This window comes from Paenibacillus sp. FA6, from assembly GCF_051550225.1.
In the GTDB taxonomy this organism is placed as follows: Bacteria; Bacillota; Bacilli; order Paenibacillales; family Paenibacillaceae; genus Paenibacillus_AQ.
The window spans coordinates 3308073-3331969 of sequence record NZ_CP188820.1 but is presented as its reverse complement, the minus strand read 5'-3'; the positions used below and the strand labels follow the sequence as shown (position 1 = coordinate 3331969).

General features: G+C 41.6%; 24 protein-coding genes and 2 other annotated features. All 24 genes read left to right on the top strand.

Going from position 1 to position 23897, the window contains the following annotated elements:
- The first annotated feature begins 86 nt into the window (after positions 1–86).
- Positions 87–366: a binding site (T-box leader), on the top strand.
- A gap of 59 nt (positions 367–425) precedes the next feature.
- The 24 genes from ACP8HI_RS15580 to pheA all read left to right on the top strand — a co-directional run bounded on the left by ACP8HI_RS15580 (position 426) and on the right by pheA (position 23885).
- Positions 426–3092 carry a valine--tRNA ligase gene (locus ACP8HI_RS15580; protein WP_438347122.1) on the top strand — a complete coding sequence of 889 codons (2667 nt, stop codon included), beginning with the start codon at positions 426–428 and terminating at the stop codon, positions 3090–3092.
- A 40-nt stretch (positions 3093–3132) separates the two neighbouring features.
- Positions 3133–4509 carry a bifunctional folylpolyglutamate synthase/dihydrofolate synthase gene (locus ACP8HI_RS15575; RefSeq protein WP_438347121.1) on the top strand — a complete coding sequence of 459 codons (1377 nt, stop codon included), beginning with the start codon at positions 3133–3135 and terminating at the stop codon, positions 4507–4509.
- 7 nt (positions 4510–4516) lie between these two features.
- Complete coding sequence (gene murC / locus ACP8HI_RS15570) at positions 4517–5890, top strand: UDP-N-acetylmuramate--L-alanine ligase (protein ID WP_438347120.1); 1374 nt, start codon at positions 4517–4519, stop codon at positions 5888–5890.
- Between the two features lie 358 nt (positions 5891–6248).
- A complete protein-coding gene (locus tag ACP8HI_RS15565; protein ID WP_438347119.1) occupies positions 6249–7421 on the top strand; it encodes an SPOR domain-containing protein in 1173 nt (390 codons plus the stop codon).
- Positions 7422–7540: 119 nt separating this feature from the next.
- Positions 7541–7783: a DUF4321 domain-containing protein gene (locus tag ACP8HI_RS15560; RefSeq protein WP_438347118.1), complete on the top strand. Its 243-nt coding sequence runs from the start codon at positions 7541–7543 to the stop codon at positions 7781–7783.
- Between the two features lie 22 nt (positions 7784–7805).
- Entirely contained in the window at positions 7806–8408 is a 603-nt protein-coding gene (locus ACP8HI_RS15555) for a Maf family protein (protein ID WP_438347117.1), read from the top strand.
- A gap of 41 nt (positions 8409–8449) precedes the next feature.
- A complete protein-coding gene (radC, locus tag ACP8HI_RS15550) occupies positions 8450–9139 on the top strand; it encodes a RadC family protein (RefSeq protein WP_438347116.1) in 690 nt (229 codons plus the stop codon).
- A 39-nt stretch (positions 9140–9178) separates the two neighbouring features.
- Positions 9179–10201 carry a rod shape-determining protein gene (locus ACP8HI_RS15545; RefSeq protein WP_438347115.1) on the top strand — a complete coding sequence of 341 codons (1023 nt, stop codon included), beginning with the start codon at positions 9179–9181 and terminating at the stop codon, positions 10199–10201.
- Positions 10202–10255: 54 nt separating this feature from the next.
- On the top strand, positions 10256–11131 hold the full coding sequence (gene mreC / locus ACP8HI_RS15540) for a rod shape-determining protein MreC (protein WP_438347114.1): 876 nt from the start codon (positions 10256–10258) through the stop codon (positions 11129–11131).
- Entirely contained in the window at positions 11131–11661 is a 531-nt protein-coding gene (gene mreD / locus ACP8HI_RS15535) for a rod shape-determining protein MreD (RefSeq protein WP_438347113.1), read from the top strand. The genes mreC and mreD overlap by 1 nt, the downstream gene beginning before the upstream one ends.
- Before the next feature lie 80 nt (positions 11662–11741).
- Positions 11742–12404, top strand: a complete 663-nt coding sequence (gene minC, locus ACP8HI_RS15530) for a septum site-determining protein MinC (protein ID WP_438347112.1) — start codon at positions 11742–11744, stop codon at positions 12402–12404.
- A 3-nt stretch (positions 12405–12407) separates the two neighbouring features.
- Positions 12408–13202 (top strand): septum site-determining protein MinD, encoded by a 795-nt coding sequence (gene minD / locus ACP8HI_RS15525; RefSeq protein WP_438347111.1) that lies wholly within the window; start codon positions 12408–12410, stop codon positions 13200–13202.
- Between the two features lie 311 nt (positions 13203–13513).
- Positions 13514–14224 (top strand): peptidoglycan DD-metalloendopeptidase family protein, encoded by a 711-nt coding sequence (locus ACP8HI_RS15520; RefSeq protein ID WP_438347110.1) that lies wholly within the window; start codon positions 13514–13516, stop codon positions 14222–14224.
- Positions 14217–15077 (top strand): M50 family metallopeptidase, encoded by an 861-nt coding sequence (locus ACP8HI_RS15515; RefSeq protein WP_438347109.1) that lies wholly within the window; start codon positions 14217–14219, stop codon positions 15075–15077. The genes ACP8HI_RS15520 and ACP8HI_RS15515 overlap by 8 nt, the downstream gene beginning before the upstream one ends.
- 89 nt (positions 15078–15166) lie before the next feature.
- Positions 15167–16411: an Rne/Rng family ribonuclease gene (locus ACP8HI_RS15510; protein WP_438347108.1), complete on the top strand. Its 1245-nt coding sequence runs from the start codon at positions 15167–15169 to the stop codon at positions 16409–16411.
- Between the two features lie 58 nt (positions 16412–16469).
- Positions 16470–16554 (top strand) — a sequence feature (ribosomal protein L21 leader region).
- Between the two features lie 13 nt (positions 16555–16567).
- Positions 16568–16879 (top strand): 50S ribosomal protein L21, encoded by a 312-nt coding sequence (gene rplU / locus ACP8HI_RS15505; RefSeq protein WP_438347107.1) that lies wholly within the window; start codon positions 16568–16570, stop codon positions 16877–16879.
- 14 nt (positions 16880–16893) lie between these two features.
- Positions 16894–17226, top strand: a complete 333-nt coding sequence (locus tag ACP8HI_RS15500) for a ribosomal-processing cysteine protease Prp (RefSeq protein ID WP_438347106.1) — start codon at positions 16894–16896, stop codon at positions 17224–17226.
- Positions 17227–17243: 17 nt separating this feature from the next.
- Complete coding sequence (gene rpmA / locus ACP8HI_RS15495) at positions 17244–17555, top strand: 50S ribosomal protein L27 (RefSeq protein WP_438347105.1); 312 nt, start codon at positions 17244–17246, stop codon at positions 17553–17555.
- A gap of 254 nt (positions 17556–17809) precedes the next feature.
- On the top strand, positions 17810–18550 hold the full coding sequence (locus ACP8HI_RS15490; RefSeq protein WP_438347104.1) for a Spo0B domain-containing protein: 741 nt from the start codon (positions 17810–17812) through the stop codon (positions 18548–18550).
- A gap of 13 nt (positions 18551–18563) precedes the next feature.
- Entirely contained in the window at positions 18564–19874 is a 1311-nt protein-coding gene (gene obgE / locus ACP8HI_RS15485; protein WP_438347103.1) for a GTPase ObgE, read from the top strand.
- Between the two features lie 372 nt (positions 19875–20246).
- Positions 20247–20684 (top strand): ACT domain-containing protein, encoded by a 438-nt coding sequence (locus tag ACP8HI_RS15480; RefSeq protein WP_438347102.1) that lies wholly within the window; start codon positions 20247–20249, stop codon positions 20682–20684.
- 43 nt (positions 20685–20727) lie between these two features.
- Positions 20728–22014, top strand: a complete 1287-nt coding sequence (locus ACP8HI_RS15475; RefSeq protein WP_438347101.1) for a homoserine dehydrogenase — start codon at positions 20728–20730, stop codon at positions 22012–22014.
- A gap of 24 nt (positions 22015–22038) precedes the next feature.
- The gene (gene thrB / locus ACP8HI_RS15470; protein WP_438347100.1) at positions 22039–23007 is read left to right on the top strand and encodes a homoserine kinase; all 969 of its coding nucleotides are present in this window, start codon (positions 22039–22041) and stop codon (positions 23005–23007) included.
- Positions 23004–23885 (top strand): prephenate dehydratase, encoded by an 882-nt coding sequence (gene pheA / locus ACP8HI_RS15465; RefSeq protein ID WP_438347099.1) that lies wholly within the window; start codon positions 23004–23006, stop codon positions 23883–23885. Before thrB ends, pheA begins: the two co-directional genes overlap by 4 nt.
- Positions 23886–23897 lie beyond the last annotated feature (12 nt).

Sequence of the window (23897 nt, the reverse complement as noted above, 5' to 3'; positions counted from 1 at the left end):
TTGAAGATGTTGACTATAGTTCGTCCCCTATGCACACGATATTGACTATAGTCAACATGCACGTTATTATTAATACAGAATATTGACAATCAACTGTGAACGGGAAGAGTAGTTGGCATGCCCTTCAGAGAGCGGAATTGCAACGCTGGAAGATTCCGCAGGATGTAAGCCAAGCGAAAGTCGCCCTTGAGTTGCCTGTTTGAGCCCCTGTGTCATTTATCAAGGGACTAGAATATGGCCGGTTGCAGCCGTTATCTGTATGAGTGTCGTGATTTGTATCATGGTAAGCCTATGTCATATTGGCTTATTATTTTACTTATTATGAAACAAAGGTGGTACCGCGAAAGATAACCTTTCGTCCTTTGAGGGCGTGAGGTTTTTTTGTGTTTTTAGATATTCTGAAGATGTACTGGAGGTTAATAAAGATGACAGATAAAGAAACGAAGACAACGACTGAAATGCCAACAACGTATGATCCTAAATCAACTGAACAGAAATGGTATAAATACTGGTTAGAGGGTGAATTCTTCAAAGCGGGTCAACGACCTAATGCGAAGCCCTATACCATTGTTATTCCACCACCAAATGTGACAGGGATGCTTCATATTGGTCACGCGATGGATTTCACGTTACAAGATATTCTAATACGAACCAAGAGAATGCAGGGATACGATGCGCTTTGGCTGCCTGGAACCGATCATGCAGGTATTGCTACACAGACCAAAGTGGAGCAGAAGTTACGTGCGCAAGGGATAACTCGCTATGATCTAGGAAGAGAGAAATTTCTGGATCAAGTATGGGAGTGGAAAGATCAGTATGCGAATACGATCCATGATCAGTGGGCGAAGATGGGTTTGTCTCTCGATTATTCTAGAGAACGGTTCACATTGGATGAAGGTCTCTCCAAATCTGTAAAAGAAGTGTTCGTGAAGCTCTATGAGAAAGGGCTGATCTACCGTGGTAAATATATTATCAACTGGGATCCAGTTGCACGAACAGCCTTATCTGATATTGAAGTGGAGCATAAAGAGGTACAGGGACATCTCTATCACCTGAAGTATCCTCTAAAAGACGGTAGCGGTCATATCACTGTGGCAACCACACGTCCCGAGACGATGTTAGGTGATTCTGCTATTGCGGTCCATCCAAAAGATGAGCGATATACAGACATGATTGGAAAAACGGTCTTACTGCCTATCGTGAATCGTGAAATACCGATTATTGCTGATGAATATGTCGACCGAGAATTTGGTAGTGGTGCAGTAAAGATTACCCCTGCCCATGATCCGAATGATTTCGAAGTAGGTCTTCGCCATCAATTGGAACAAATCATAGTTATGGATGATACCGGAACTATGAATCATCTTGCGGGTCCATATGAAGGTCTAGATCGTAGCGACTGCCGCAAACAGATTGTAAAGGATTTACAAGAACAGGGTGTTCTTATCCGCATCGAGGATCATGTTCATCAGGTTGGACATAGTGAACGTACGGGAGCCGTAGTGGAACCTTACCTTTCTACACAATGGTTTGTTAAAATGAAGCCATTAGCAGAACGAGCGATTGAAGTGCAAAAGTCAGGCAAAGGGGTAAATTTTGTACCAGATCGATTTGAGAAGGTTTACTTGAATTGGATTGAAAATGTACGTGATTGGTGCATATCAAGACAACTTTGGTGGGGTCATCGCATCCCGGCTTGGTACTGTGAATCATGCGGTGAGCTTCATGTTGCCCATGATGATGTAACGGTATGTTCTAAATGTGGAAGTAAGGAACTAAGACAGGACGATGATGTGCTTGATACATGGTTCAGCTCAGCTCTATGGCCTTTCTCAACACTTGGATGGCCTGAAGAAACGGAAGATTTGAAACGGTACTACTCAACGAATGTACTCGTTACAGGATATGACATCATTTATTTCTGGGTTGCACGAATGATTTTCACAGCACTTGAATTCACGGACCAGATTCCTTTCCAGGATGTATTGATGCATGGTCTCGTTAGAGATTCGGATGGACTCAAAATGTCCAAGTCACTCGGAAATGGTGTAGACCCACTAGAAGTTATTGAGAAATATGGCGCGGATGCCATGCGTTATATGATTTCAACGGGCAGTACGCCAGGTCAAGATCTTCGTTTCCGTTGGGAGCGTGTGGAGCAAGCACGTAATTTCGCGAATAAAATATGGAATGCTTCTCGATTCGCTCTGATGAATCTGGAAGGCTTCAGCTTTGAGGATATTGATATTAGCGGCGACTTACAAACATCAGATCGTTGGATTCTCCATCGCTTAAACGAAACTTCACGTGATATTACACGTCTAATAGATGTCTATGATTTTGGTGAGACAGGTCGAGTTCTCTATAACTTTATATGGGATGATCTTTGTGATTGGTATATTGAGTTCGCCAAGCTGTCATTATATGGTGAAGATGAAGTAGCGAAGAAGAATACGAAATCGGTTCTTGCTTATGTACTCGATCGTACTCTACGTTTGATTCATCCGTTCATGCCGTTCATTACGGAGGAGATATGGCAGCATCTTCCGCATGAAGGAAATACCATTACACTGGCTTCATGGCCAGAGTATAATGCTTCCTTTGAGAATCTAGAAGCAGTGAATGAAATGAATATGCTGATGGGAATCATCCGTACGGTACGTAATGTTCGTGCAGAGGTTAACGTGCCCATGAGTAAAAAGGTTGAACTGATCATCAAAGCAGGCGATGTGGATGTGCTCGGAATTGTGAGTCGTAATGAAAATTATGTGAAGCGTTTCTGTAATACATCGAGCTTTGAAGTAGGCGTGGATATCCAAGCTCCAGAGAAGTCGATGACAGCTGTTGTGACAGGTGCCGAGTTGTATTTGCCTTTGGCTGGATTAATTGATATTGCTCAAGAAATTGAGCGCCTTGAAAAAGAAGTACAAACGTTAAACGCTGAGGTTGAGCGAGTAGAGAAGAAACTTAGTAATCAAGGATTCGTTGCTAAGGCTCCTGCGAAAGTTATTGAAGAAGAGACTGCGAAGATGGCAGATTACTCTAATAAACGAAGTAAAGTATTGGCTAGAATAGAAGAGCTCAGAGGGTAAGCCGGATATCAAATAATTTATAGAGCTGAGGGTGGAAAGCATGGGAAATGATAATGTAGCTGAAGTTCCAGCTCCCTTTACAACATATCATGAAGCAGTCAATTGGATTAATGGCTTGTTACCATTTGGAATCCGACCAGGATTATCTCGTATGGAGATGATGATGGAACAACTTGGACAACCTCAGAAACGTCTTAAATTCATTCATGTAGCGGGAACCAATGGTAAAGGATCCACTTGTGCTTTTTTGACAAAGGTATTGTTACAAGCAGGGTATTCAGTAGGAACATTTACATCGCCGTATATTACTAAATTCACGAATCGGTTTCAATATAACGGAGAGGATATTCCTGAAGAGACACTGCTTAATCTCACCAATACATTGCGTCCAGTGGTAGAGAAAATCGCGCAAACTGACCAAGGATCACCAACGATGTTTGAAGTGTCTACAGCCATTGCGATTCTATACTATGCCAAGGTATGCGTTCCTGATATTGTCGTATGGGAGACGGGTCTTGGGGGTAGACTGGATGTAACAAATATTGTAACTCCAGTCGTTTCTGTCATTACGAATGTTGGTTTAGATCATACGGATATTTTGGGAGATACACTATCTCTTATTGCTGCGGAAAAGGTTGGGATTATTAAGCGGGGCGTTCCCGTCGTTAGTTGTGCTGACCAGCCTGAAGTAGTGGAAATACTGAAAGCAACAGCGGATAGAAACAACTCGACCTTATACCTTGCGGGGGAGAAGTTTACGTATGAACGTGTAAAGTTCGAAGAAAGTGTTCAGACCTTTCATTTTATGGGGCCTTTTCGCTCAATGGACATTGAAGTTGAATTGAAGGGTGAGCATCAGATTGCGAACGCTGCGGGTGCGATGATGGTGCTAGAGGTGCTTCGTCAATATATGGCCTATGTCATAGATGATGAAGATCTCCTCAAAGGATTCCGAGATACTGTATGGGCAGGACGATTAGAAGAAGTAGTAAATCATCCGAGAATTATAGTGGACGGCGCACATAATCCCGAGGGTGCTGAGAGCTTGGCCAAGAGTATTCCTCAGTATTATAAATACCGATCATTAAATTTGATGATGGGGATGTTGGCGAATAAGCATCATGAATCCTACTTGAAGCATATACTTCCTTTAGTGGATACACTTATTCTAACTGAACCGGATTTTCGCAAAAAGATGGATGCCAATGGGTTACTTGAGGTTGTGGAACGTTTACAACCTAATTACGCTAAACCTACTTTGCAAATTATCGTAGAACCTGATTGGCGAATAGCACTAGAGAATTTAAAGTTACGGACGGAAGAGGAGGATCTTGGAGTGGTATCTGGTACATTATATTTAATTGCCGACGTGCGGGGATCTCTCTTGAATCAATCCGATTCTGAAAAAGGTTGGTGAATAACGGTTGAATACATCAGAACATATTCATTTTATTGGCATTGGTGGCTACGGAATGAGCGCCATCGCGAGAGTCATGTTAGAAATGGGCTATACGGTTACGGGTTCAGATATGGTCTCCCAGGAATTAACTGAAAAGTTAGCCGCCAATGGAGCCAAGATTTATATTGGACATACTGCAGAACAAGTACATGGTGCCGATGTGGTCGTCTATTCGACCGCTCTATCCAAAGATAATGTGGAAGTAGTGGAAGCTGAACAACTCAATATTCCCGTGTTACACCGTTCCCAAATGTTGGCTAGGCTGCTAAACGAGCGGAAAGGGGTAGCTGTTGCTGGGGCTCATGGCAAGACGACTACGTCATCAATGATTGCCCTGGTAATGGAAAGATGCGGAATTGATCCTACCTATATCATTGGTGGCGAGATCATGAATATTGGGACTAATGCTAAAGCAGGTCAAGGAGAACATGTTGTCGCAGAAGCAGACGAAAGTGATGGCTCGTTCTTGCAATACCACCCATGGCTTGGAGTAGTTACTAATATTGAAGCAGATCACTTGGAGAATTATAACAGTGACTTCGAACAGCTAAAAGGGGCATATGTTCAATTTCTGAATCAGATTCGCGAAGACGGTATAGCTGTTGTTTGTGCCGATGATCAGAATGTACAGTCCATTTTACCGAGACTAAATAGCTCTATTACCACTTTTGGTATTAAGACAGAAGCGGATTATATGGCAAGTGAAATTACTCTCGGAGATCGCCAAATTGCCTTTACGTTGAGTCATAGAGGTGAGGAGCTCGGAGCTGTGAAATTATCTGTCCCAGGACTTCATAATGTGTACAATGCGATGGCAACCATTATTGTCTGTCTAAAGTCAGGTATTCCTTTCGCTTCTATTGTACGGGAAATATTGGAGTTTAATGGTGCAAAGCGGCGCTTCCAGGTACTTGGTGAAGAGAACGGCATTCTCATCATTGATGATTACGCACATCACCCGACGGAGATTGAAGCTACGATCAGTGCGGCAAAGGCAACGGGTAAACGCATTATTGCGGTATTCCAACCGCAGCGGTATTCTCGAACATTCTTTCTGCTGGATGCTTTTAGCCGAGCCTTTAGTGAAGCGGATGAGGTCATTATTACGGATATTTACTCGCCTGCGGGTGAACAGGAAATTGAAGGTGTCCATTCTTCCAAATTAGTGGAACTTATCGTGCAGAATAGTAACGCGACGGCAAGATACATTCCGACGAAGGAATTGGTACTTGAAGATTTGAAGAATAGAGTGGCATCTGGAGATGTTGTTCTTACTATGGGAGCCGGAGATATATGGAAAGTTGGAGCCGAGCTTGCTAAAGGTATGAACAAAAAGTAATGGTGAGATAACAACATATGCATAATTATTAAAAATACACGTGGTATCCATAAGGATATTACGTGTTTTTTTTAAATATAAGAAAGTATAAGTTTCACGCGATACTCTATTTCTTATATTTCCGCTGAGAAGGGTGCCTTCTTTGAAAAAGGGGACGACACAGCCGTTTCTACTTGGAAGGCTTAAAGTTTTATCCCTTCTCGGATGAAAGTAGCCGAGATCTGTCTGATACGTTAGTTAGAGCGAATATCGTGCCAATGAAATGTTGTTAGCAAATCTCTATCATTGTTGAACATATCTTTCTGAAATCTATCATATATCTAGATAATAGAAGATGAGACAAGGTGAGGTGTTAACAATGAATAAGGGAAGAATGACATTTCGATTTGATGAAGGTAAACGGAACACAGAGTGGAATGAGCAAATAATTAACGGGGAGAAAGCAGTAGAGAAGCTAGTTGAAAGTGAGTTTAGGGATGAATTAAAAAATGAGACTTATCCAAGATTAACCGTTGTGCCAGAACCGCTGGAAGGATGGGGAGACCCATTCAGTAAGAATGAAGCATGGGAAGAGATGATGACGAATCGTCAACAAAGAGTGGATTTCAAAGACAATGAATACGATGAATTATATAGTACAGAGGCTCAGCATGAAGGAAAGGTAAGCCCTGATATAAATAACAGCCATTCAGAATACCGGAAGCATCGGCCCACGTCATTGTGGAAAATATTTGGTACTGTTACTGCCGCAGTGGTGACAGGAGCGTTGTTCGGCTTTGTAGTTCTTTCCTTTATTGATCTAGGAAGCATCTTTCCTAAGGAATCATCAACAATAACAGATACAGAAGCCATTTCAGTTACAAGCCTGGTTCCCACCGCCAGCGAGGGGGAAATACCAGCTGTTGCAGTAACGATTGAACCCCAAACCTATTATATGTTGCAGTATGGCGTGTTTAGCAATGCTGAACGAGTGGAAATAGCCAAAAAGGAGCTTGAGCAGATTGGTTTGGCTGCTGGTGATGATCCAGATCAGGAAAATCGGGTATACGCAGGTATATCGACAGACCGTGAACAGGCTAAATTGCTAAGTAATCAGTTAAAGACTCAAGGGGTCGAACTCTACGTTCGAGAGATTATACTTCCGTCAGCAAGCGAACTTACCTTTGCAGGGGATGCACAAAGCGTAAATGATTATTTTACCGTCAGTACGAACCTTATTTCTTCTTTAAGTAATCAATCGTCAGTCTTGCTGGGTATGGAACGGCCTACGCCTTTAAGTCATAGTGACACAGTAGCTTTGACCGAACTGCACCGGGTATGGACAGAATCTATCAAGACTTTACAGGCGGGCCTTACTTCCGAAGAAAGTGCTGGGGTCAAACAGATGGAACTAGCTATGAATAGTGCTTTATCATCAGTAGTTGAGTATAACAAGAACACATCAAAAGGTCATTTATGGGAAATACAATCTTTCATGATGCAATATATGATGGGACAGAAGCAAGTTCTAGAAATGATGATGAAGAGTTGAAATGTTCGTATGTCCGACAGGGAATTTGGAAATACATCCCTTGTCGGATTTTTGTTTGTATTGAAGTAGAATTAACCGTATAATAATGTGTGTGTCAAAAAATGGCGAGGAAGATATGAATGAAGAGAAACGTAGGAATGCTTATATTGTTTCTTGTGCTTGGTTGGCTCGTAGGGGCTTTGATAGCTCAAGCGCTTGAACCTGTTCAGAGTTTATCTTTTTTGACTGCATCAACGATGATTAAATGGTCACCACAAGCTGACCTGAATATTATCAAGTATGATTTCACAATTCAATTGAAACTGTGTTTGCTTAGTTTACTTAGTATGATTATCTCTGTGTGGCTGTATCGCAAGCTATAATTGGGATAAAGGGGAAATTGATTTGACATCACAACATTCACATGTAATTATTCTGGCATCGACATCACCGCGTCGGCAGGAATTAATCTCCTCCCTACGTATTCCATACGTCATACAAGCGAGTCATGTAGATGAAGATACACCTGAGAACTGGACCCCTCGGGAAATTGTAGAGGGATTAGCTTATCGCAAAGCGGAAGCTGTTCATCGTTCTTGCCTAAACGATACTGAACGTTCTATCATTGTAGGAAGCGATACTATTGTGCTATTAGACAATGAGGTACTCGGCAAGCCAAAGAATGACCAGGATGCTAATCGTATGTTATCATCTCTTCAGGGGAGAACCCATGAGGTATACACTGGCATAGCCTGTATAGATGTACTGACAGGTAGAACATTGATCAGTCATAGGATAACTTCTGTTACTATGAAATCTTTATCTAATCGAACGATTCAAGCATACGTAAATAGTGGCGAACCTTCAGATAAGGCAGGATCTTATGCAATACAAGGCCTTGGAGCGACCCTTATTGACCGAATAGAAGGGTGTTACTTCAATGTCGTGGGATTATCTCTATCTCTCCTCTCTGATATGTTATCGGAGTTAGGAATGGACGTCTTGTAGTTTTCTTAGGGTGTTTGAAATGAATGAAAGAGGGGAATACAATGGAGTCGCATACCATGTTATTACGCGACCTCCCCCATGAAGAACGACCACGAGAACGCATGATGCAATATGGGGCAGACGCCTTAAGCCACGCTGAATTGTTGGCAATACTATTACGTACGGGATCCCATAAGGAATCCGCTATTCACTTGGCGCAACGGATTATGAACCAAGTGGGAAGTATTCGTAACCTGGTTGATCTTAGTATTGATGAACTTACACAAATTAAAGGCATTGGAAATGCGAAGGCAGTTCAGCTTAAAGCTGCAATTGAATTAGGACAGAGGCTAGTGAAATCCCGAATGGGTGATACGGTTACTATCCGTAGCCCGCGTGACGCAGTGGATTTACTCAATGAACAATTGAGGTATTTACAAAAGGAACATTTTGTCTGTTTGTTCCTGAATACAAAGAATCACGTCATTGCCCAAGAGACACTATCTATGGGGAGTTTAAACGCCTCCATCGTTCATCCGCGTGAGGTGTTTCGTGCAGCTATCAAATGTAGTAGTGCGTCGATAGTATGTGCGCATAACCATCCTAGTGGAGATCCTACTCCAAGTCCTGAAGATATTTCTTTGACTTCTCGTTTAGTAGAAGCTGGTCATATTATTGGGATTGAGGTACTGGATCACGTCATCATCGGAGATGGTGATTTCGTTAGTTTGAAAGAGCAAGGTTTGATGTAATATACTTGTTTAGATTGACAGAGAAAGGGAGTTTACAGCATGTTTGGTGGTTTCACGAAAGATTTAGGTATTGATTTGGGGACAGCGAATACACTCGTTTACGTCCGCGGTAAGGGTATTGTTGTGAGAGAACCTTCAGTTGTAGCAATTAGACTAGATACGAAAAGCATTGAGGCTGTCGGTGAATCCGCCAAAAGAATGATTGGACGTACCCCTGGTAATATCCAAGCGATACGACCTATGAAGGATGGCGTTATTGCGGATTTTGATATCACAGCCACGATGATCAAATACTTTATTAAACAAGCACAGAAGCAACGCTCTTTATTTCAACGTCATCCTAATGTTATGGTATGTGTACCTTCAGGGATTACGGCTGTGGAACAGCGTGCTGTCGAGGACGCTACGAAGCAAGCAGGAGCACGAGAAGCTTTCATTATCGAAGAACCATTTGCAGCGGCTATTGGTGCTGATCTTCCAGTCTGGGAACCAACAGGTAGTATGGTTGTAGACATCGGTGGTGGGACAACAGAAGTGGCAGTTATCTCCCTTGGGGGAATTGTAACAAGTCGTTCAGTTCGTGTTGCTGGGGATGATATGGATGAATCCATTATGCAATATATTAAACGACAATATAACTTGATGATTGGTGAACGGACATCCGAGCAAATGAAAATAGATATTGGTTCCGCACTTCCTTTAGATCAAGTAGAAACGATGGAAATACGTGGTCGGGATCTAGTGTCTGGATTACCGAAGACGATTACGATTACTTCGGACGAAATAAGCGAAGCTCTTGGTGATACAGTTAACTCCATTGTTGAAGCTGTTAAGGTGACCCTTGAGAAGTGTCCTCCGGAACTAGCAGCAGACATTATGGATCGTGGGATTGTATTAACAGGTGGGGGAGCTCTACTTCGCAACCTGGACAAGCTACTTGCTCAAGAGACTGGCATGCCCGTTATTGTTGCAGAGAATCCATTGGATTGTGTAGCAATAGGTACAGGAAAGGCTTTAGACAATATTCACTTATTCAAGTCTCTGTCTAGGTCGAAACGATAGGATCATCATGTGAATCAACCCCTGATATGGGAGAGAAATCAGCAATGTTAGAGGGTGTTGAAACTGTTTAAGTTGTTAGGGAACAAAAGATTATTTGTTATATTAATTGGTATTGTTATGTTTATCACTCTTATGGGTTTTACAATTGGTTCAAGGACTTCACTGTCTTGGCCAGAGAAATTCGTAAGAGATACGGTCGGTTTCGTACAAAACATATTTTATAAGCCCGCTGGCTATATAGCGGGCTTGTTTGAAGATATCGGTAATATGAAAGGTATCTATGAAGAGAACGAAGAGCTAAAAATTGCGCTCGCGCAGTACACGCGTGAGAAAGCACGGTTTAATTTTATGGAAGCTGAGAATAAGAGACTTCAAATCGCCCTTGATTTCACGATAGCGCAAAGTGAGAAAAATAATTATGAATTCCATATTGCGCAGGTGGTTAGTGTGAATACAGACCCGAATAACCGATCATTAGTTATAGATATTGGACAACGTGATGGTGTGAAGGTGGATATGACGGTTACTTCTGTAGAGGGTCTTGTGGGTGTCGTAAGTAAAGTCAGTAACTTTACTTCAACAGTGAAGCTGATTACAACGATGGATGTTAAGGATCCCAATACAAATGCTATAGCTGCAACAGCACTTAACAAACAGGATAAAACCTTTGGTATCATTGAGAGTTATGATCAGAAGACAGGTACGCTTCTTATGACCGGAATAAAAGAGGATGATCCACTGAAAGAGGAGGATACGATTGTATCTTCAGGTAGTGGAGGTTTATATCCACAGGGAATGGTTATTGGAACTGTGGAGAGTGTCCAAATCGGTGAAATGGGATCGCTTAGGACAGCTACGATTATACCTGCTGCAGACTTCGTGGATTGGAAGCAACTATTTGTAGTGTTTACACCGGAGGTTCAAGAATAGTGATGATGCGTAGACCCGTACTTATTGTATTGTTGTTCATACTCTTTATACTAGAAGGAACTATTGTGCCATGGCTTATTCCTGGGGCATGGCAGTCTAGAATTGTGCCGAATTTGGTGTACATCGTGATTCTGTTTGTGTCGATCTATAACCATCGTCATACGGCATTAGTGCTTGGGATCGTATTTGGAATGCTACATGATATTGTCTTTTATGGTCAAATCATGGGTACATACTCATTCGCAATGGGGTTTTCGGCCTATTTTATGGGTTTTGTATTCCAAACTCCACGTGCGCCTATGCCAATCATGATGACGGTCATTCTGTTGGGTAGCCTACTATTGGATAGTACGTTATTTGGAATATATACGATATTTCAAATGAATCATACAACGTATGATTGGGCTTTGGTGCATCATATTCTCCCTGACTTATTCGTTCATTTTGTCTTTGGATTAATAATCTATGTCCCACTACGATCTCAACTAGAGAAAATCAGTAAACTTAACCAAAAGGAGAATGCGGCTTAGGCTAAATTCTACAAATTAAAGGTCAAAGCAGGAACTTGGGACTCGAGGCACGAAATGAAAGAGGATGGGAGGGACAGGTTATGACTGTGAAATCCAATCATGTCACGATTAAGGGTATTAAGGATGGCCTGGTATTCCTGCTTGATGCTGAGTGTGACTTTGAGGATTTACTGACTGAGCTTCGCTATAAACTGGAATACAGCCATACGAATATTTTGACGGGACCCATTATACATGTGGATATAAAACTAGGTTCAAGGGTTGTAACCGAGGACCAGAAACAGAATATTCTTGATATTATGAAACAAAAAGGTAATCTACTGGTACGTTCTGTTGAATCACAAGAATCGAAACAAGAAGAAAATCTAGGGAGTAATATTACCGTCATAAGCGGAATGGTTCGTTCTGGTCAGGTTCTTCATCATCAGGGAAATCTCTTATTCTTGGGTGATGTCAATCCAGGAGGATCTGTGACATGTACTGGAGATATTTACATTCTGGGTTCATTACGTGGAATGGCTCATGCGGGAGTGGAGGGTTATGAGGATGCCGTGATTGCGGCATCTCACTTTGCTCCGACACAGTTACGGATCTCAGATATGATTAGCCGTCCGCCCGATGAGTGGGAGACATGGGAAACTACTATGGAATTTGCATATTTGCAGGATGGGGTTATGCAAATTGATAAGATGAGTAATATTGTACGTTTACGGAGAGATTTCAACATGTTTAAGGGGGTGTAGTGCATGGGAGAGGCAATTGTCGTTACTTCTGGTAAGGGTGGAGTAGGTAAGACAACCACGACAGCGAATATTGGAACTGCGCTTGCTTTACTTGGCAAAAAGGTATGTTTGGTGGATACCGACATAGGGCTTCGTAATTTAGATGTAGTCATGGGACTTGAGAATCGTATTATTTATGATCTATGTGATGTAGCCGAGGGGCGATGTCGTCTAGGGCAAGCACTAGTGAAAGATAAACGATTCGATGAGTTATACATGTTACCAGCAGCACAGACCAAAGATAAAGACTCTATTAAACCGGAACAGGTAAGGGATATTATCCTTGAGCTTAAGAAAGATTATGATTATGTTATTATTGATTGTCCAGCGGGAATCGAGCAAGGATTTAAGAATGCGATTGCCGGGGCTGATAAGGCTATTGTTGTTACGACGCCAGAGAATGCTGCAGTTCGAGATGCTGATCGTATTATCGGGCTTTTGGAAACTTCAAATGTGAAGTCTCCTATGCTCGTTGTGAATCGAATACGGCCCAATATGATGAAGAGCGGTGACATGCTTGAGATTGAAGACATCCTTCAAGTCTTAAATATCGATTTGATTGGGATCGTACCAGATGATGAGTATGTGATTAAGGCGGCTAATAATGGAGAACCAACAGTGATGAATCCAGATTCCAAAGCAGCGATTGCGTATCGTAATATCGCTCGACGTATTTTAGGTGATACAGTGCCTTTGATGCAAATGGATACTAAACAGGGTGCATTTAAACGATTCAAAAAGTTCCTAGGAATGGGATAATATAGATCAAGAAATAAGGGACTGTCTTTAAAAGCTAGGAATCTAGCTTTAGGACAGTCTTTTTTTATTACCAAACGATATTATTAATGTGTGATCAAAAGGTCGACTTTTCAGCACCGAGAAGATTGGATGAAGCAAGGGAGAGAGGACCGGCTGTATTCAATCTTCGATGTCGATTAAGCTCCTAGGTATACTTCGTGATCAAAATGTGACTTTTAGAACAACCTCTATTAATAAGGCTTGTTCTAAATAGATGGACATCCCTCATAAAATAGGAGATAAAAGTAGCCTCTTAAGGGGGATGAATGATCATGAATACAAATGAAGTGCGAGAACGTGATCCTGAAGTGGTATGGAAAAAGGAACGGGGGCGTTGGAATGAAGATTATGGAAAGAGAACAAATCATTCTTTTATCTCGAGTTTTATATGGAGGCTACTATTAAGCGCTATATTGTTTGGGTTAATCATTGGAGTCTATCGTTCACAGCAGGCATGGGCAGTGAGTATTCAACATTACATTGCACAGTCACTAAATCGGGAAATGGATTTCCAAGCGGCGGAGTCATGGTATGTTGCTCATTTCGGAGAAGCACCCACTATCATCCCCATATTCAAGGAGAGTCAGGATGACCCTCTGAAAGTCATTGCTTCCCTAACTTTGATTGCCCCAATGCATGGAATAGTAACAACACCTTTCTCTGCGGATCTGAGAGGGATTGAAATAAGTCCAAACAAATATTCAAATGCTACTCAGCAGGTTAAAAGTGTAGCGACAGGACGCGTCATAGAAGTGCTGAACGAAACGCTGTCGGGCAAGAGACTAACCATTCAGCATATGGGTGGGTTGGTGGCTGTTTATGGGCACTTAGACACTACTTTGAAGGTGAATGATTGGGTTGAAGCAGAAGATAGTCTTGGCTGGTTATCCAATGGACTTTCTGGACAGCCACAGGCTTTATACTTTGCTATGAAACAGGGCGAGGGTTATATTGATCCTTTGGAAGTGATGTCTTTTGATTAATATCCGAGGGATAACGCTAAAATTACATCCTTTATTTGTAATCGTGATGTTGATGTCTATTTTGACTGGGAACTTTATTGAGCTGATCACGCTCTTTGCTATTGTCCTTATACATGAAATGGGTCATTTAAGTATGGCTGTATTGTTCGGTATAAAAGTTTTGTCGGTACAGTTATTACCATTTGGAGGTGTAGTGACGATTGAAGACCAGGGAAAGTTAACAGCCTGGAAGGAAATCGCAATAGCTATGGCGGGGCCCCTTCAAAATGGAATCATGATCGTTATTGGAATGATGTTCATTTCTGTAGGGTGGGGTAACAGTGAATATATTTCATATATTGTGCATGGAAATATGGTTATTGCATTGTTCAATCTGCTACCCATCCCCCCACTTGATGGTGGTAAAGTATTGCAATCGTTAATCAGTCGCTATTTTTCTTACTATGGGACTTTACTATGGTCATCAAGAGTAAGTATAGTAACAAGTGTGGGTGTGGTATTATACGCAATACTTCCTCTGATTGAGGGAAAAGGAGTAATACAACTTAATCTGCTCATGATTGGTATATTTCTTTTTTATTCCAATCTCGTGGATTATCGTAATATCCCTTATCGCTTCATGAGGTTTTTGATGAATAGAGGTCCAATATATGCCAGATACGCCTTGATGAACACACTTGCGCAACCGATTATTACAAATGGAACGAAACATTTAGACCCTATTTTGCGTCTATTTAAGAGAGAGAAATATCATTTAATTTATGTTGTGGATAAAAAAGGGAATGTCATTGCTGTTTTGCCTGAGCAACGTCTTATATCGGCCTATTTTTCTACTGAACGTCGTATTCCCTAATATTGAATTACGAGTTAAATGGTATTGTACAAAATTTATTAGAGATTTCATGCACACATTATGAAATGTCTTCTAGCAGAGGTGAAGCCATGAAACAGATGATCGTTAACTGTGAAACGAAGTTTACACAGATGGCTCTCATAGAGGAAGGTAAGCTTGTGGAGTTTGCGACAGAACGGAGCCAAGGTGAAAGCTTAGTAGGAAGCTTTTACAAAGGGCGAGTCGTTAATGTATTACCAGGCATGCAAGCGGCTTTTGTAGATATTGGTCATAAAAAAAATGCCTTTCTTTATGTGGATGATGTGCTACACCCACATCTTGATAAGCAGCCGAAGGTTAAACCTTCGATAGAAGAATTATTGAAAGTTGGACAAGAAGTTATTGTTCAAGTTATGAAAGAATCCCTTCGGGGTAAAGGACCACGAGTAACTACCCACTATTCACTCCCTGGACGCTGGATTGTGTATATGCCAATTGCAGACTATGTAGCTGTTTCGAAGAAGATCCAAAGAGATAGTGAACGAACGAGGCTGAAGATTCTAAGTGAACAGTTACGTTTTCGCGGTGAGGGAATTATAGTCAGAACAGTATCGCAGGATGAACATATTGACGCTATTAAAGGTGATTTGGAATTATTGCGAGAACAGTGGCAACAAATTCAAGTGAAGGCTAAAGAATTAGCTACACCCAGCCTGCTCCATCGGGACTTGAGTATTGTTCAGCGCCAAATTCGAGATGTATTGAACCCCCTAGAAGATGAACTTATTATTAATAATATTATAGAAGCCAATGAAGCAGAGAAATATTTGTATGAAATGAGTAATGGCGTACATTTACCCGTAAAGTTGTTCCAGTCCTCTGAATCGATCTTCAAAGCTCATGGTGTTATTGAGCAATTAGATAAAGGTCTTTCCCGAAAAGTATCACTTGCGAGTGGCGGAACGATTGTATGGGACCATACGGAAGCCTTAACCGTCATTGATGTAAATACAAGCAAATACACGGGCGCTTATAGTTTGGAAGAAACAGTAACATTGACGAATTTACAAGCTGCCGAAGAAATAGCTAGATTGATTCGCCTAAGGGATGTAGGAGGAATTATCGTTATTGATTTTATTGATATGGAGCAGGAAGAACATCGTCAGAATGTGATGGAAGCTCTAGAGACTGTGATGAAGAAAGATCGAGCGAAGAGTCAAATTGTTGGATGGACGAAACTTGGACTTCTTGAGCTCACACGCAAAAAAGTTCGTGAGGATACATCCATATTGCTTGATAGAACTTGTGATAGTTGCTCGGGAACGGGCAGAATCAATATCATTACAATTCATTGACTGCGCGTAAGAAGTATGATATTATCTAAAAGTATGTGTTTGGTGCTTCATTGCCCTGCACATGCTGTAACCGCTCCGATTGGGTCATGAAGTGCAGTGTATTTATATGCTGCCACCTAGATTAGGCGAGTCTGAGACATGAGGAGGTGCAAGAATATGTACGCAATTATCGAAACAGGTGGTAAACAATACAAAGTTCAAGAGGGCGATGTGTTGTTCATTGAGAAACTACATGCAGAAGACGGAGAAAGTGTTACTTTTAACCGTGTACTAGCAATATGTGATGACAATGGTTTGGTAGCAGGTACACCGTTACTTTCCGGTGCGACTGTAGCCGCTACAGTTGAGAAACATGGTAAAGGTCATAAGGTTGTTGTATTCAAATACAAACCTAAGAAGAACTACCATAAGAAGCAAGGTCATCGTCAACCATACACTAAAGTAACAATCGGAAAAATTCAGGCGTAAGAAGGTGCGATAAAGTGATTATCGTGCGTATCTTTCGTAATCATAGCGGGTTGATCCAAAGATTCAAGATAAAGGGACACGCAGATTATGCGAAAGCTGGAGAAGATATTGTATGTGCCGGAGTATCAGCTGTCACTGTCGGAACAGTTAATTCGATTGAAGCGTTAACAGGTATTATTTTGGATTGTGAAATGCATGATGGTTTCTTAAGTGGAAAGATCCCTCTTCATGAGGATATATCTACTGGAAGTAATGTGCAGCTCTTAATGGAATCGATGATCGTTATGTTGAATAATATTGCTGAATCATACGGTGAGTATATTCAAATAGAAGAAATTATTATTTAAAGAAGGAGGTAGACAACATGTTACAGTTAAATCTTCAATTGTTCGCATCGAAAAAGGGTGTTGGTTCCACAAGAAACGGACGTGATAGCCATTCGAAACGTCTTGGTGTAAAACGTGCAGACGGACAAACGGTTACTGGCGGAAGTATCCTAGTTCGCCAACGTGGAACGAAAATTCATCCGGGAACGAATGTTGGCATCGGAAGTGACGATACCTTGTTTGCTAAAGTGGAAGGCGTTGTGAAATTTGAACGTTGGGGCCGCGATCGCAAAAAAGTGAGCGTCTACCCGGTAAATATCGCTCCTGTAGCGGCAGCAGTAGAAGCTTAATTGCTATCGAAACAGTTGTGACATAAGGATAAACGCCTATGGGCGTCCTTTGGCACCGATCGTTTACCAGTGAAATATAAGAAAGTATAGGGTGAAACTTATATTTTCTTATATTTTGATAAAAGCCTCCGGCCGATAAATGCCGGAGGCTTTTTTGTAGCTTTCGGGATGAAAAGGTGAGATAAACTTCATATTTGTGCTATACTATGTAGTGGTGAAATTAGTCAATAGGTGATTAGGGGCGAGGAGAAGCTGTGAAAACGTGGAAAAAGTTATGGGCTTTTGCTATCATATCCACATGGATTCCTTTGTTGTTGGTTATTTGGTTTCCATCGACCATATGGTATGTTTTCCTTACGCTTTGGGTGGCAACAGTCTTTTGGATCGTAATCACAATTATTCATAGGCAGAGTGAACGGGAACAGCGATTACTGATTCAAAGCGTTGAAAAGACAGCTATCAAGAGCTTGAATCATCATAGACATGACTGGATGAATGATTTACAAATTTTATATGGCTACATTCAACTTGGAAAGCATGATAAATCTATTGAATGTGTGGGAAGAATAAAGGAACGGATGGAGCTTGAGGGTAAGATTGCGAAGCTTGGTATTCCATCTTTAGTTTTTTATCTGCAATCTTTTCGTACCATAGGAAGTAATGTGGAACTTGAAATCAATATTGCAGATGATTTACATCTTAGTAATAGAATGAAAGAAGATGACACTGAGAATTGGGTATCCGCTATTGTAAAAAGTATTCGGGCATTTCAATACGTTGGGCGGGTATCCTGGGGTGAGAGTCGTAAGCTTACGCTCAGTCTTTATGAAGAAGATGGAGAAATAGTCGCTTTTTTTGAAGGTGATGGTTTACAAGGAACGCCAGAAGTTCTTGAGCAACAAATTCATAATGTGGTGCGTAGTAATAGAGTAAGGCTGGAGAAGTTGGATACTACTACATCCTCATTCCAGTTACGCGTACCGTGTGATACATGAGGAAGGTGAAGTTATGTTTATAGATAAAGCGAAAATATATGTAAAGGCTGGCGACGGCGGTGACGGTATAGTTGCATTCCGACGTGAGAAGTTCATACCAAATGGTGGACCTGCGGGTGGTGATGGGGGCAGAGGTGCTGATGTCATTTTTCAGGTAGATGAAGGGCTTCGAACCTTGGTGGATTTCCGTTACCAACGTCACTTCAAGGCAGATAAAGGCGTGAAGGGTCGGAATAAAAGTCAACATGGGGCCAATGCGGAACATATGATTGTTCGTATCCCTCCGGGTACAATCATATTGAATGATGATACAGGAGAAGTGATTGCGGATTTAACCAGACATGGACAATTTGTAGTTGTCGCACGTGGAGGACGTGGAGGAAGAGGTAATAATCGGTTTGCCACAGTTAAGAATACAGCACCCGAAATTGCCGAGAATGGCGAAGAGGGTCAGGAACGACATATTGTATTAGAATTAAAGGTGATGGCAGATGTTGGACTTGTAGGTTTCCCGAGTGTTGGTAAATCGACCTTGTTATCTGTCGTTTCAGCTGCAACTCCCAAGATTGGTGCGTATCACTTCACAACGCTTACTCCGAATTTAGGTGTGGTTGATGTGGGGGACCATCGTAGTTTTGTTATGGCTGATTTACCGGGACTAATCGAGGGTGCGCATGAGGGTGTAGGGCTTGGGCATGAATTCCTACGTCATGTTGAACGAACTCGTGTCATTATTCATGTGGTGGATATGTCTGGATCTGAAGGCAGAGACCCTTACGAAGACTGGGTCAAGATCAATGATGAATTACAACTATATAATCCGGTATTAGTCAATCGTCCTCAGATCGTTGCGGCGAACAAAATGGACATGCCTGACTCAGAAGCGCTATTAGCATCTTTCCGTGAAAAGGTTAAACTAATTAGACCCGAAATGGAGATTATGCCAATATCCTCCTTGACTCGTCAAGGTATACAGGAATTGCTATACCGTGCTACAGACTTACTTGATCAAATTCCGGATGAACCTGTTATAGAGGAAGTTTCTGAACTGAAGGAAAGAAAAGTGTATAAACTAGATAAGAAGGATGATGATTCGTTTACGATCGTTAGAGATAACGATGAATTCGTCGTTCATAGTGAAAAGATTGAACAAATGATGAAGAGAATGCAACTTAATTCGCATGAAGCTGTTCTTAAATTAGGCCGAATTCTTAGAGGTATGGGTGTGGATGAAGAACTTCGTAAACGCGGAGCGGTAGATGGTACCATCGTTCGACTTGGAGACTTTGAGTTCGAATTTGTTGAAGGCAGTAGTTATTATTAAAATGCTACAAACCGTGTGCAGCACTTTAGAAGTGCCGCACACGGTTTTTTGTTTGAATATACATCGTGATCAAAAGATGACTTTATGAACTTCCTCTTAAAATGAGAGCTCAAAAAGTCAGCTTTTCAGCACCGAGAAGATTGGACGAAGCAAGGGAGTGAGGAGCGGAGCGTAGGCAGTACCTACGTGAGCACCGGAAGGACCGGCTGAATTCAATATTCGATGTCGAATAGACCCCTTGGTTTACTTCGTGATCAAAAGGTGACTTTTTGAACTTCTGCTTATAAGGATGTCTGTCTATTGACCCTTAAAGGGTTTTTATATTATAATGTCCACTATACACAAACAGCAGTCTTTGAGGAGAGGACGTTCGTGAAAGAACGCTATTACCTGGTTCGTGAGGATATTTTACCAGAAGCTATCATAAAGACGATGCAAGTGAAGCAATTGCTCACTACTGGAGATGTGAAGACGGTTCATGAAGCGGTGGAACAAGTTGGATTAAGTCGTAGTGCATTTTATAAATACAAAGATGGGATTCATCTTATTAATCATTTGGAACGTGAGAGAATTGTGACAATATCCATTGATTTAGTACATCATGCTGGGATGTTATCGAAGGTGTTAAGCCTTGTAGCTGGTCTTGGTGGTAATGTACTAACGATGCATCAAAGCATACCATTGCAAGGGGTGGCTAATGTTGTCATCTCTGTGGAAATATCAAGGATCAGTGAAGAACTTAATGAGATGTTGGAAGATATAAAAGGTATTTCAGGAGTGAAACGCGTTCATATGATTGGACAGGGCTAGGGATAAATAAGGGTTGGACGAAGTGGTCTGGGAGGGTATATTAATGAAACCGATAAAAGTGGGGCTATTAGGATTAGGTACAGTAGGTATAGGTGTCGTTCGAATTGTGGAAGGGAATCAGGAAGATTTAAGCAGTCAAGTAGGTTCTCCAATAATTATTGAAAAGATAGCTGTGAAGAACAGTGAAAAACCAAGGGATATTTTTATTGATCCATCAAAGCTGACAGAAGATCCGTGGGATGTTATTCGTGATCCTGAGATTGATGTCATCATAGAAGTTATGGGTGGCGTTGAGCAGACTAAAGCTTACGTATTGGAAGCTTTAGAGCGAGGGAAGCATATCATCACCGCGAATAAAGATTTAATGGCATTGTATGGATCTGAAATTCTTGCTAAGGCCCAAGAAAACCAATGCGATGTATTCTATGAAGCAAGTGTAGCTGGTGGTATTCCAATAATTCGTACGTTAATTGAAGGTTTCTCTTCAGATCGTATTTTAAAAATAATGGGGATAGTGAATGGTACGACTAATTTCATTCTGACTAAGATGAGTAAAGAAGGAGCTTCTTACGATGATGTACTACAAGAAGCACAACAACTTGGTTATGCAGAATCAGATCCAACTTCGGACGTAGAGGGACTGGATGCTGCTCGAAAGATGACTATTCTGGCAACACTTGGTTTTAGAACCAATGTTGAATTACAGGATGTAAGTGTCCACGGTATATCTCAAGTAACCAAAGAAGATATTGCGTATGCTAAGCGTCTAGGTTATGAAATGAAGCTTCTAGGGATTGCGGATTGTGAGGATGAGTCTATCAGTATTAGTGTTCAGCCTACAATGGTACGACGCAGTCATCCGATTGCCGCGGTTAACGGTGTGTATAACGCAGTGTATGTGTATGGTCAAGCAGTTGGAGAGACGATGTTCTATGGGGCTGGGGCTGGAGCAATGCCTACGGCGACTTCAGTGGTAGCGGATCTGGTAGCGGTAATTAAGAATTTGAAGCTTGGGGTAAATGGCTTGAAAGCCATTGTTCCATATAAGCTGAAAAAGCTCAAGAGTGATGAACAAATCAAGTACAAAAACTTTATTCTTCTACATGTGGATGATAAGGCAGGAGTGCTTGCGCAGATTACACAGGCATTTGCTCAATTCGATGTGAGTTTAGAGTCTGTTGTACAACAACCGAACGAACATAATCCTTTTGCAGAAATTATTATCGTTACTCATGATGTAAGCAAAGCTAGTATGAATAAGGTATTGCAGCATTTTGAAGGACTTGATGTCATTCGTACCATTAAAAGTGTTTATCGGGTAGAGGGATAACGATTTATATATAAAGGAGCCGTTATGGATAGAAATGAAGGTGTTCGCGTAAAGGTTCCTGCTAGCACGGCGAACCTAGGCCCAGGATTTGATACGTTAGGGATGGCCTTATCGTTATATTCATGGGTGGAGATGAAAAAGTCGGAACAAACCCAATTTCATTTGTATGGGGATCAAATGAAAGGGATACCTAAGGATAAAACTAATTTATTGTACCGAGTGGCACAGCTTGTATTTGTTGAGGCTGGGGTTTCTGTGCCGGAGGTTGAAATTTCAATGTATTCAGAGATCCCATTGACAAGAGGTCTCGGGAGTAGTGCGTCAGCTATTATTGGAGGAATGACCGCGGCAAATGCTCTAATAGGATCTCCACTTTCCAATGATAAGATATTCGACATGGCAACAAGTTTAGAGGGTCATCCTGACAATGTGGGAGCGTCTTTGTTCGGGGGAATCATTACTGCAATATGGGATGGGACTCACGCTGATTATATCGGGATAGAACCGCATGAAGATTTAGAGGTCTTAGTTGTCATCCCGGAATTTCAATTGTCTACCTCTGAAGCTCGAAAGGTGTTGCCTGATCATATTAGCCGAAAAGATGCGGTATATAACATCAGTCGATCATCGTTGCTGGTGGCTGCGCTCTCCAGTGGAAGGTTTGACCTTATAGGAAAGGCTATGTCGGATCGATTACATCAGCCGTATCGAGCAAGTTTAGTGCCGGGAATGACATCTATATTGGAGGAGGCTCCGAATCGTGGAGCACTTGGGGTTGCCTTGAGTGGCGCGGGTCCAACTTTGTTAGCATTAGTAGATCGTCGAGATCTTCGAAAGAGAGAATTGGAATCCTATCTGTTAGATACAATGAGGTCGCATGGCATTCAAGCGTCTGCAAGATGGCTTGGGCCGTCTCGTGAGGGTGCTGTGATCTGTGAGACAGTGAACTCTAACTCATTTATGAACATGATCAAAGGGGAAGTTGAAGTATGAAACGAATAGCATTACTACCAGAAGGCTCTGTTTCTCATGAGGCTGTACTTCATTTATTTGGTGATGAACCTGTAGAATTACAGTATTATAAGCTTATTTCGGATGTGTTTCTTGCAACTGCTCAAGGTAAAAGTGATTACAGTGTAATTCCCATCGAGAATACAATAGAAGGATCAGTAAGTCTGCATATGGATTGGCTTGTGAATGAAGTTGATATCCCTATGCAAGTGGAATGGGTCTATCCATCTATACAGAACTTGATAGGAGATCGAGAACAATTCCTTTCTGAATCAGGTGATATAGATTACAGCAGAATTACTAAGATTATTTCTCATCCTGTTGCCTCTGCGCAATGTCAGCAGTTTATACGGAAGCGTGCGCCCCAAGCTGAGATAGAGAATGTAGGGAGTACAACTGAAGCAGTGCGTATTGTGAAAAATAATCCAGGGAATGGATGGGCGGCCATTGGTACAGCTCTTGGTGCGGCAACCCATGGTTTAGATGTGATGTCTGAGCGTGTGACGGATCATGACAATAATTTCACCAGATTTGTACTTATTGGTCCTGATCTTGTGAAGCTTAAACGTCAAAACAATGCATTGAAAACAAGTATTACCGTTACGCTCCCAGAAGATTTCCCTGGGGCACTTCATCAAGTTCTTTCTACCTTTGCTTGGAGAAGGCTCAATTTGTCACGAATCGAATCACGTCCTACGAAGAAAAAACTTGGGAATTATTATTTCTATATTGATATTCTTGAAGAAGTTAATACGGTTCTATTGCAGGCAGCGATATTGGAGATTGAGGCATTAGGATGTCAGGTGCGAGTGTTGGGGTCCTATCCAACGTATACCTATGAGAAGAATATGCAGATGTAGTAAGATCCGTTA